Origin of the sequence: Acinetobacter populi (assembly GCF_002174125.1) — a bacterium.
GTDB lineage: Bacteria > Pseudomonadota > Gammaproteobacteria > Pseudomonadales > Moraxellaceae > Acinetobacter > Acinetobacter populi.
This window is the reverse complement of record NZ_NEXX01000002.1, coordinates 634,365-646,435: the sequence shown is the minus strand read 5'-3', so window position 1 is coordinate 646,435 and position 12,071 is coordinate 634,365. Positions and strand designations below refer to the sequence as shown.

Genomic DNA, 12,071 nt, shown 5'->3' with positions numbered 1-12,071 from the left:
CAATGTAAACTTCCGTTATGATTTAAAGAGCAAAAACAAATGGCAGCCTTATGTGGCGGGCAGTTATTCATGGCGGGACTGGTCATATGGCAATCTGGATAATGCCAAGGAAAGTATTATTGATGCTTACGGTCTTTTTAATGCCAGTGTTGGGACGCGTTATAATATTGGGGAGAATCAACTGGATGTGTCCTTATGGGCAAAAAATCTGACCGATAAAACTTATGTGACCAATGTATTTAACTGGATGAATGGTTCTTCTGGAGCAATTTTAGGACAGCCAAGAACGATTGGCGCGACATTAAAGTTGAGTTTTTAAAATTCATAAATAGAATAATTCTATAACTAAAACCCTGACGAACATTATTTACTGAAATTTTTGTTCGTCGGGTTCTTAAATTTTTTATAGTGCATTTTTCACTAAAGTACGTAAATTGGGAATATCTTCAATTACACCATTGTCTTTTACATAAATTTTCCAATCATCAAGTAATTCCTTTAGCTTTTCAGGGTATTGTTCTGCCAGATCATGTATTTCACCTTGATCATTCTTTAAATGATAGAGTTGCCAACGGTTTGGACCATTCGGAGCTGGAATAAAAAGTGCTTTCCAGTCCCCTTTACGTAATGCTTTTTGTCCAAATAATTCCCAGCCCGTAATATGGTCTTGGGTGTGAATATGATCTTGTTGCTGCTGTAAATAAGATAAAAATGATTTACCTCGTAATGGTACTAATTCTCGCCCTTTATAATGGTTAACCGGATGCTGAATGTTCAAATAATCTAGAAGAGTAGGTAAAAGATCCATCACTGTAAGGAACTCATGGCTAATTTGCTGCTGACGCTTAAATTGCGGAAAACGAATAAAAGAAACTGTACGGATACCACCTTCACTGGTATGTGCTTTATATAAGCGTGAGGGTGCAGTGGCTGCTTGTGCCCATTGTTCGCCGTACCAGACATATGAGTTTGCACGCCCTAGATTGTTTAAGCTATTGTCATAGTAATGTGAGATCACCCGCGTCAAATCTGGACCAAAAACGGGCAGGGCTTCAAGTTGTGCACCTTCGGCACCATTGTCTGATAAAAAAATGACAATGGTATTATCCAGCTCATTTTGCTGTTCTAAATAGGTAATGACTCGACCAATATTTTGATCCATACGGTCTACCATCGCAGCATATATTTCCATGGCTCTTGCAGAATATGCGCGTTTTTCGTCTGTAAGTTGTTCCCATGATAGATTGTTGCTAAAAATAGGATGGACAGTGGTATTTTGTTCTACTAGCTTGAGTTGTTTTAATCTTTCAAGTCTTTGTTTGCGTAACTGATCTGGTCCAAGATCATATTTTCCTCGATAACGCTCGATATCTTCTGAAGGTGCTTGTAATGGCCAATGTGGAGCTGAAAATGGCAAGTACGCAAAAAATGGACGGTCTTGACGGGCTGATTCATCTTGTAAGTAATCTAATAAGCGGTCAGTGAAGTAATCTGATGAATAAAAATCAGCAGGTAATTGCTCGATAAACTGATCATCTTCTGCATAGATACCACGGGTAAATTTTAGAAAACGAGGGATTTTTGAAAGAGGAAGATTGGCTTTTTTAAAGGTTGCTCGTGTGGCTTGGAAAATTTCTGGTTCCTGATCTTCAGGAATATCTGCTTCAAAAAGGTAATGATTTGCGGCACCAGGTAATAAAGAAAATGAGCGTTCAAAACCACGTTGGTAAGGAAAATTTTCAGGTTTGAGTCCCAAATGCCATTTCCCCGAAAGCACAGTATAATAACCTGCATCATGTAGTAATTCTGGCAAAGCAGCAACACGATCATTTAAAAAACCTTCGTAGCCAGCTTTGCCTTGTAATTCCGGTGTAAGTGCTTCTGCCATGGTGCCTAATCCGGCAAGATGGTGGTCTGTTCCCGACAATAGCATGGCACGTGTTGGTGAGCAGGTTGAAGCCGTATGAAAATTGGTAAAACGCAAGCCAGCATAAGCGAGTTTATCAAGATGAGGCGTTTGTATTTCTCCTCCAAATGCACCAATATCTGAAAAACCTAAATCATCTGCGACAATTAACAGTATATTGGGGCGTTTTGAATTGAGTGAATTAGACATACATTTAAGTTCCTAAAAAAGATTATTTTCAGGAGAAAACATTTTTAATTCTGTATGAACCTAGACAGATTATCTGAGGAAAATTTATATACTTATGTCATATCGATATATGCCTAAAAGCAGGATACGATCTGAAAAAAGTCATAAATAGCTCAATCTCAACTTTTAATAAGCTATGGTCATGCTCGTTTTGATCAAGCATCCAGAGCAAACATCACTGAAATAGAATTATTATTAAAAAATAAAATGAAAATGCCTGAACTTTGCTTTGGATATTTACGTTCACAAGTATGACAGAATTTTAAACATCAGCCCTGCCTGTATCTTTACTAAATAATAATTCAAATAAAATATATGAATTATTATGTTATCTAATCTCTCTTATACAAAGACTTATATCTACTTAAGCATATTTTTCGTACAGAAAATGATAAATTAAAGTTGAGATTAGCGTAATAAATATTTATTCCTAGAGATAGGAGTTTTTATAAAGAATCAAGCTTTGATATTGATCAACATTTTTAGTCTGTCTAAATCCAGAATATGAATCTGATTATATTTTGCCACTGCAATCTTTTCTTGTTCTAACCATAAAAATTCTTTATTGATTCGCTGGCGAGTTGTTTGTAGCAGATCCGCAAAATTTTCCTGAGATAAACGAATCTGAAGTTTAATCCCATCATCAAGCTGTAAAGAGAAAAAATATGCCAGCTCAACGAGTTGTCGGGCAAGTTGGACACGTAAAGATTGCGTATTTTGATACAGATGATCATCATAAAGTGTCAAGCTGCGATTACAGACATGTTCAAAAATATAATATAGCAGCTGCACATTTTCTTTCAGTATAGATAAAAAAACTTGTCCAGAAATTTTGGCAATAGTTGTGAATTCATGCGCGATCTGATGTCGCTGGAATTTTTGATGAGTAACCAACGGTACAATATTGGTCAGTAAACCTACGGGAATAAAACGATTAATCAATTGTTTACCTTCAAGAGAATAGGTACATGTCTTGATGGTTCCTTCAAGTACAAGTTGAATATAATCACATTGTTCATATTGGCCAGAAATGGTTTGATTGGGATAATATTGCTGAATTTTTATATTTTTAAGTATCTGCTTTTTTTGATCTTCTGTGCAGAATTCCATGAATTTATGATGAGATAATATTTGTTTGGCGATTTGCTTATAGTCGGTCGAAGTATAATTTTTTGCAGAATTAGAAAAAAGAGGTTCTGTTTCAGAAGAAACATCCAGTGGCTTGGAAAATGATAAAATAAAACTTGGATCATTCATTTTGAGCAAATAAGGTTCCCTATAAGATACTTGGTTCATTCAACGTGACTAATCAAACCTACATCATTGATCAATACATACACATATTGAGCTAGTGTATAAGGGAAATAAACTTATAAATATAATAAAAAATGATAACTATATATCAAATTATGAAATTTTGTGTATGTTCTGAGACAGAATACATGCTGTGATATTTATAGTATGAGGTAAAAATATATTCTATAAAATATATTTTAAATTTAAATTAAGTTGTATTTATTTAATAGGTTAAATATAGTACTAAATGTAGTTGAGGTCTTTATGTCAAATTTGTTAAATAAAAAATATATTTGGGCACTACCTGTTTTAATTATCTTATTATTTTTCTTATTTAAGCCAGGTAGTAATAATGAAAATATTAAAACTTTAAAATCTACAAATGAACAAGTTAAAACGATAAGAATTGCTACACCTGATATGAGTTCCGGTCAAAATTCAAGTAGTGGCTCGGTTTTAGTTGATTATATATATGTCAATAAATTATTAGAAAAAGAGTTTGAAAAAGACAATATTAAAATTGAATGGAATTTTTTTAAAGGTGCCGGGCCAGCTATTAATGAAGCATTGGTTAATCGGCAATTAGATTTTGCTTTTCTAGGTGATTTTGCTGCAATTATTGGGAAAGCGAATCAGATAGATACACGTCTATTGCTGGCAACTGGTCGTAAAGGACATGGCTATTTGGCTGTTCAGCCAAATCAAGGCTATAAGGATTTGGCTTCTCTACGAGGCAAGCGTATAGCCGTATGGCATGGTACAGCAGCACAACTCTCATTTAATCAAGTACTAGATTATTATGGATATACAGAAAAAGATTTCAGGGTTCTTAATCTCGATTTTGCTGCGATGAATGCTGCAATGGTGGCTAAGCAAATAGATGCAGCATGGGGGGCACTGCCGATGCTGGCTTTACAACAAAAAGGTCTGGTCGATGTCCCGATCAGTTCTGCTGACACAAAAAGTTCACTGGGAACAACACAGGGAGCATTTATTGGGCGTAGCGAATTTATACAACATCATCCCGAAGTTGTACAACGGATCATCAATACTATTCTTAAAGCATCTTATCATGTGTCTTTACCCGAAAATAAAGATGAAGTTATTCGATTGGTAGCAAATAATGCCAATTACCCTGAACAACTTTATCGGTTGGGTCTTAGAAATATGACGTTAAATGAGGTATATTCACCTTTGCTAGATGATTATTATGTGAATCATTTTAAAATCGGCATTAAATCAGCATTACAGGTACAGTTAATAAAATCAGGTTTTGATGTGGATCAATGGGTGGATGACCATTTTTTAAATAAAGGTCTTGAACAATTAGGCTATCAAAATATATGGGTGGCACAAAATAAATAGTTTTTATATAAAGTGATATTGGTTTTATTTTATATGATGAATATCATAATTTATTATATGTTATTTCGTATTGTTGAATAAATCTGCAATTTTAGAGACAGATTAAGTATTTTATCCTTTTTATGATGTATTCAAAATATAGAGATAATTTTTATTCATTATCTTTATATATTTTGATCTTATATATTTAGGAGATACTTATGAAAGATAAAATCAATTTGGGGAATTTTTTTTTAAGATCGAGTGTGTTGGCTCGTTCAATTACCGTGATAATGACGGGTTTATCCCTCTCTTTATCGATAAATACTAAAGCATCTGATGAACCACAACCTGCTGGTACAGAAGTGCAGCAATTAAATGCAGATGTCTACGATGTCAAACAGTTGGATACGATTGTAGTGACAACACGTCGTCGTGAAGAAAAGGCGCAGGATGTACCTACACCGATCAGTATTTTAAGTGGTCAGACATTAGAATCGCAACGTCTGAGTCGGGTAGAGGATTTACAACAGGCGCTGCCCAGCTTGAATGTGGCTTTTCAGAATCCACGCCAATCCAGTGTTGCCATCCGAGGACTGGGGAACAATCCGGCCAGTGATGGATTGGAAGCCAGTGTTGGGGTGTATCTGGATAATGTGTATTTGGGCCGTCCCGGTATGGTGGTATTTGATATTCTGGATGTCGCGCAACTGGAGTTGTTACGTGGACCACAAGGCACGTTATTTGGTAAAAATACCACTGCGGGTTTACTCAATATCACCTCTAAAGCACCGACGTTTTATCCGGACAACACGCTGGAAATTTCTGCCGGAGAAAGAAACTATTTTCAGGCCAAAGGCAGTTTATCGGATGCTTTAACAGAAACCGTTGCCGGACGTTTTTCTTTTTATAAAACCGTACAGGATGGGTTTATTGAAAATGTCGCGCAACCCAATGCGGATAAATTAAACGATATTGATCGTCAAGGGGTACGTGGCCAGATTCTATGGCAACCCAGTGATCACTTTAACTTGCGCTGGATTGCCGATTATCATGAAGAAGATGATCAACAGGGCACGACATTATTATATAGCATCGGGCCTACTTTTAATCATGCTGTATATGGCGAAAATTATAATCGTTATTTAGATAACGCAACGCAAGCTGGTGCACAAGATGCAAATTTATCGTATAAAGATTTAAAAATTTCTTCTGATTCCCCAAAACGTATGCAGGTGGATCAAGGTGGAACCTCCGTGGAGGCCAACTGGACATTGGATAGTGGTAAAAAGTTAACTTCGATTACTGCTTATCGTTTCTGGAACTTTACCCCGACAAATAATGACAATATCAGCGCTGATGCGATAAGAAATAATGGTGTGTCAGTAGAAGATGAACAATATTCGCAGGAGTTACGTTTATCATCGGCGAAAAGTGATCGCTTTGATTGGGTCACAGGTTTATATTATTTTCAACAAAATTTAGAAAACCATAATTATAGTATTTATGGTAATCAGGCTGATGCGTTTATCTTATATCAAAATGCTGCTGCACGATCTGATATTGCGAGTGGTACAGCCAATATTTTGAATAATCGGGAAACCCATACCTATGGCTATGCCGATACCAAAAGCTATGCGGCATTTGGTCAAGGCACATGGCATACTACGCCAAAACTGGATATTACCGCAGGTGGTCGGGTGACTTATGAAGAGAAAGAAGCCCGGGTCAATCGTCTTGCACCGATAGGGGGTGTGAATACGGATTATCAGACGTTGCTTAATAATCAGATTGGGGCCTATGATTCAGGCAAACTGAACCTGAGTGATACCAGTTATTCAGGATTATTGACCGCGAGTTATAAAATTAATCCCAACAATTTATTCTATGCAACCTATTCGCATGGTGAAAAATCTGGTGGTTTTAATTTAGCCGTAGGCACAGCACCGAGTGCAGGCGCAGATTCACTGAAAGTTGATCCAGAAATAGCGGATAACTATGAAATAGGTTTAAAACAAACCTTGTGGAATAACCGCTTACAACTAAATAGCAATCTATTCTGGGTCGATGTTAAAGATTACCAGACCACAGGCACACAGCAGATCGGAACCAATTATGTCAGCGTGTTAGATAATGCGGGTAAAGTCAGAAGCCGCGGTGCAGAAATAGATGCCACCATTCGTCCAATTCCGGGATTAACAGTGAATGTGAATGGTTCATGGAATGATGCCAAATACACCAAATATGAAGGTGCGCCTGCACCGTCTTCGGTGTCTATTCCGACTGGTGTAGCCTATCAGGACTTAACTGGACAACGGGTCTATGGTGTACCGGAATGGATAGCCAATGTAAACTTCCGCTATGATTTAAAAAGTAAAAACAAATGGCAGCCTTATGTTGCGGGTAGTTATTCATGGCGGGATTGGTCATATGGCAATCTGGATAATGCCAAGGAAAGTATTATTGATGCTTACGGTCTTTTTAATGCCAGTGTTGGGACACGTTATAATATCGGGGAGAATCAACTGGATGTGTCCTTATGGGCAAAAAATCTGACCGATAAAATCTATGTGACCAATGTAAATAATGGTTCAAGCGGCATTTTGAATGCCACGCTTGGACAACCGAGAACTGTTGGCGCAACATTGAAGTTGAGTTTTTAATTATAAATGATCAGCCGGAATCTATCGTGTTTGACTCTGGCTGATCCTTGCATTAGATAAATTTTGTGGTTGTACTCAAGTTATTCCCTTTGGAAATCTCATTGAGCTGATGATAATCCAGAATGGAAATTTGATTGTATTTCACTTCAAGAATGCCTTGTTCGGCGAACCAAGACAGTTCTCTGTTAATACTTTGCCGGGTGGTTTGTAGTAACTCGGCAAAGTTCTCCTGATTGATTTTTAAGCTGAGGAGAATCTTGTCATGTGACTGATAGGAATGATAATCGACCAGAAAAATTAGTTCCTGTGCCAAACGTACTCTTAAAGATTCAGTTGAAGCAAAAAACATCTGTTCGCGATTGAGTTGTGTTCTTATGCAGATGAGTTTTAGCACCATATACAAGGCTTGCGCATTGGTTTTTAAAACATCAAGAAATACACGACCAGAAATATTGGCAAGAATGGTATCCCCTTGTGAGATATGATCGTAGATATGCTGTTGTTCCGCCATAATTGGTACAATATTAATCAAAGTACCCGAGGGCATAAAGGTCTGAATATGATACTTGCCATTGGGCATGGTCCAGCCAAGTTTAAGCGTACCATCAACAATAATGTTAATGTCGTCACATTGAGCATTTTGTGCGTATATTATTTGATTATGATAATATTTTTTAATTTTTATATTGACCAGTAAACGCTGTTTTTCCTGCTCGGAAAGATGCTGGATAAATTGATAATTTTCTAAAATTTGTTTTGCCTGCGCCAAATAGTATGAATTAAGCCGAGCTGATTGCTGTGCCTCTAGGGTTGACGCTGCATTTTTATATTTAAAAATGGGGTTGTTATGATCTAAGATCTCCATACTTAATACCTAAGTTAAAGTATTATTAATCAGTATACAGCGCAAATCCTGCGCTAATAAATCATAAAAAAAGATAAAAAAATCTGATCATCAGTTATTTCACTTAAACAGATAAGGATATCTATAGAGATGCATAAAATTGTCTTTTTTCTGATAGATTTTTTTTGCACAAAAGGTAAATTAGGCTACAGTAATGATATGTCCAGTTTGCTTGAGAGATATTATCTGTTTTTATGAAGCACTATTTAGACTGAATATTGATAAAATTTTTTAGAGGGAAATATGGCGCATTTATCTAATAAAAAATATATTTGGGCACTCCCCATTTTAGTGATTATTATAATCCTGTTTATATTGTTTAAACCTTCTTCTTCAGATACCGTACGGGAAAATATTCAGCCTATTGCGAATAATCAAATACAAAAGATTAGAATTGCTGTGCCCGATTTAAGTTCTAGTGACAAATCAAGTAGTGGTACACCTTTGATTGATAATCTGTATTTAAATCAATTATTGCAACAGGAATTTGCTGCGGACAATATTCAAGTAGAATGGCAATTTTTTAAGGGTGCTGGGCCTGTTATTAATGAAGCATTGGCCAATAAACAGCTGGATTTTGCTTTTCTGGGAGATTTGGCCGCAATTATTGGTAAGGCAAATAATATCGATACCACATTATTGGTCGCGACTGGACGTAAAGTAAATAGCTATTTGGGTGTATTGCCAAATCATGATTATAGCAGTCTGGAAAAATTAAAAGGCAAACGTATTGCAGTATGGCAGGGTACCGCGCATCAATTGGCTTTTACCCAGTTTATCCATAGCTATGGATACAGTGAAAAAGATTTCCGTATTGTGAATCTTGACCCTGCGGCAACCAATGCAGCATTGGCTGCCAAGCAAATCGATGCAGGCTGGGGCTTGATTCCGATTCTGGCATTAAAGCAGCAGGGGTTGGTTGATATTCCGCTCAGCACATTAAGTCGCAGTGATGGACAGGGCACCATACAGTCTGGATTAATTGGTCGGACCGAATTTATCAAGCAACATCCAGAGATTGTGCAAAAACTGGTGACCGCAGTGGTGAAATCGGCACACTGGGTTTCTGCACCGGAACATCGGGAGCAAGCGATTGAATTGGTCACAAAGAATGCGGGTTATCCGATACACCTTTATAAATTAAATCTGGAAAATCAGGATTTAAAAGAGATCTATTCGCCTTTGCTGGATGATTTTTATCTCAGCCACTTCCAATCTGGTGTGGACTCTGCATTAAAAGCACAATTAATCCGGCAAGGTTTTGACGTCAAACAATGGGCCAATCCTTATTTTGTCAATACAGCCATCCAACAATTAAAATATGAGCATTACTGGGATAAAAAATAAATGGTATGAAGAAATAAAAGATATTAAGTTGAAATGATAGTTGAAATCTATTTATATTGATCCTTATATTACAAAGGTTGCGAATAGCAGCCTTTTATTTTTTGTGATATTAATAAATCTGATAAAGAAATATAAATATGACATTAACTTTGTATTTTTTGTGACAGTATTAAAAAAATATTAATTTAAACTAACAAGAATTAAACAGATTTTAGGTTTTGGAGTTTTTGAAATGTCTTTTTTTAATGCGGGAATTAATCCTGATCGGCATAAATTAAATAGACGCAAGATCAGTCTATTATCACAGAGTATTTTAATTTCTATTTTAGGTGTTGTTGGGCATTCTGCCTATGCAGATGCGGGGCAAGAAGAAGATGTGCAACAGCTTGAAGCGATTACCGTCACCGCCAGTACAACAAAGAAAACGGTTATCGCTGGGGGGACTTTAGGTGCGCGCAGTGATCTGGAAACACCATTTTCTACCAATACAGTAGACAGCAAACAAATCGAAGAGAAACAGGCAAAAAGTCTAGGCAAATTGTTTGAAGAAGAAGCAGGTGTACAAGCCAAAGGCAGTACCTATGGATTACGTCCGGATTTATTGTCTGTACGTGGTCTGGCACTGGATTTTGTCAATGGTTATAAGATTGATGGCCATCCGTTTCAAATGGCAAGTGTGGAGTTACCACTGGAGTTATTTGAACAGGTACAGTTGTTAAAAGGTGCTACCGGTTTCTTATATGGTATGGGTTCACCAGGCGGTACACTGAATTATATCTCCAAGAAACCAACAGATTCACAAACCTTATCTATCGCTGCTGGCTATTCATCGGACAGTATTTTTAGTCAGCATGTCGATGCCGGTGGACATTTTGGCGAAGATGAACGTTTTGGTTATCGCTTTAATGCCGTTAATGAAAAAGGTGAGGCCTATAATGGTACGGACATTGATCGTAAGGCAGTTTCATTATATCTGGATGCCAAGCTGACACCCTCTTTATATTGGTATGCCAAAGGTTTATATCAACAGCGTAACCTGGAAGGTGGAATTACCAGTATAAGTATAGCGAATGCGGGTAATTATGCTTTTTCGGGAACTCAATTGCCTAAAGCCATCAGTGGACGTAAGGACTTAACAGCATACGATTCCTCTTATTATAATTCGCTTGCGTGGGCCGCATCGACTGGGTTGACCTGGCAAATCAATGATCACTGGAAACTTGATAGTAGTTATTCACATACCCTTAAACGTATTAATTCACGCGATGAAACCCTGTATTTACGCAATGCACAGGGTGATTATAATGTGTCTTTACGCCAGTTTTATCGTCCAACCTTGCAATATGATTCTGTGCAGTTACGTCTGGAAGGTGATTTTGAAACCGGTTGGTTAAAACATAAAATTGTGGCGGGGTTAGATTATCAGGAACAAAGTCGTGATCTGAATATTGGTAATCCGGAGCTTGATCCAGCTACTAATACTGGTGGGCAAAATCATGCTTATCCTGGAAATGGGATTTATCCTGCTGGTAATCTTTATGGTTCATCGCTGGATCTGGCTTACGATGGTTATTCACCACGACAATATTTCAGGATTTCAGACTGGACCACCAAATCTGCATATATTAGCGATACTTTAAGTGTCAATGATCAATGGTCATTGCTATTGGGTATACGAAAATTTGATTATAAAAATGACAATTATTATGTTTCAGGGGCAAAACTATCTTCCTATGATCAAAGCCCAATTTCACCAAGTGCAGCATTATTATTTACACCACGTCCGGATACCACATTCTATGCCAGTTATGTCGAGGCATTAGAAGATGGCGGTACGGTAGGAACAACCTATGAAAATCGTGATACACAGCTTGATCCGATTGAAAGTAAACAATATGAGCTGGGTGTAAAAAGTGAGCATCAAAATTGGTCACTGGCTTCCGCTTTATTCCGTATAGAAAAGGGTACGGGTTATGCCAATGCACAAAATTATTATGCCGAATATACCAAAGCAGCAAGTGAAGTGGTCGGCAAGAAACCAACGGCTGTTGCCGGTTTTCAGGGCAGTCTAGGGGTAGAAAAAGAAGTCTTTGCTGTATCTGGATTACGTGTCCACGGCAATATTAATCATGTTGGAAAGCAATATCTCAATAATGCCAATACCATTCAGACCCCATCATTTGAAACAGTTAATCTCGGGGCCAGTTATCGTGTGCCCTTGGGCGAACGACAACTGACTTATCGCGCGGAAATCAATAATTTATTCGATAAAAAATACTGGATTGCATCAAGTAATGCCCTTGCGGTAGGTGCACCTAGAACCTTGAGTTTAAACATTCGTTATGATTTTTAAGAGGATATC

Annotated in this window: 7 protein-coding genes and 1 pseudogene; 5 read left to right on the top strand and 3 right to left on the bottom strand. The window is 37.3% G+C overall.

Features of this window, described 5'->3' with window-relative positions; genetic code table 11:
- Positions 1-319: pseudogene (locus CAP51_RS09090) on the top strand (TonB-dependent receptor); the annotation flags it as partial.
- 84 nt (positions 320-403) lie between these two features.
- Here CAP51_RS09090 and CAP51_RS09085 read toward each other — a convergent pair.
- Complete coding sequence (locus CAP51_RS09085) at positions 404-2,116, bottom strand: arylsulfatase (protein WP_087620407.1); 1,713 nt, start codon at positions 2,114-2,116, stop codon at positions 404-406.
- A gap of 495 nt (positions 2,117-2,611) precedes the next feature.
- Positions 2,612-3,412, bottom strand: coding sequence for a Crp/Fnr family transcriptional regulator (locus tag CAP51_RS09080; protein ID WP_245809114.1), 801 nt, complete (start codon positions 3,410-3,412; stop codon positions 2,612-2,614).
- 303 nt (positions 3,413-3,715) lie between these two features.
- On the opposite strand from CAP51_RS09080, the gene CAP51_RS09075 reads away from it, so the two are divergent.
- On the top strand, positions 3,716-4,816 hold the full coding sequence (locus CAP51_RS09075; protein WP_087620405.1) for an ABC transporter substrate-binding protein: 1,101 nt from the start codon (positions 3,716-3,718) through the stop codon (positions 4,814-4,816).
- A 200-nt stretch (positions 4,817-5,016) separates the two neighbouring features.
- Positions 5,017-7,458: a TonB-dependent receptor gene (locus CAP51_RS09070; RefSeq protein WP_087620404.1), complete on the top strand. Its 2,442-nt coding sequence runs from the start codon at positions 5,017-5,019 to the stop codon at positions 7,456-7,458.
- Positions 7,459-7,510: 52 nt separating this feature from the next.
- On the opposite strand, the gene CAP51_RS09065 is transcribed toward CAP51_RS09070, so the two are convergent.
- On the bottom strand, positions 7,511-8,323 hold the full coding sequence (locus CAP51_RS09065; RefSeq protein WP_087620403.1) for a Crp/Fnr family transcriptional regulator: 813 nt from the start codon (positions 8,321-8,323) through the stop codon (positions 7,511-7,513).
- A 282-nt stretch (positions 8,324-8,605) separates the two neighbouring features.
- Between CAP51_RS09065 and CAP51_RS09060 the strand changes: the two genes are divergently transcribed.
- A complete protein-coding gene (locus CAP51_RS09060; RefSeq protein WP_087620402.1) occupies positions 8,606-9,709 on the top strand; it encodes an ABC transporter substrate-binding protein in 1,104 nt (367 codons plus the stop codon).
- 232 nt (positions 9,710-9,941) lie between these two features.
- Complete coding sequence (locus tag CAP51_RS09055) at positions 9,942-12,062, top strand: TonB-dependent siderophore receptor (protein ID WP_087620401.1); 2,121 nt, start codon at positions 9,942-9,944, stop codon at positions 12,060-12,062.
- The last annotated feature ends 9 nt before the right edge of the window (positions 12,063-12,071 follow it).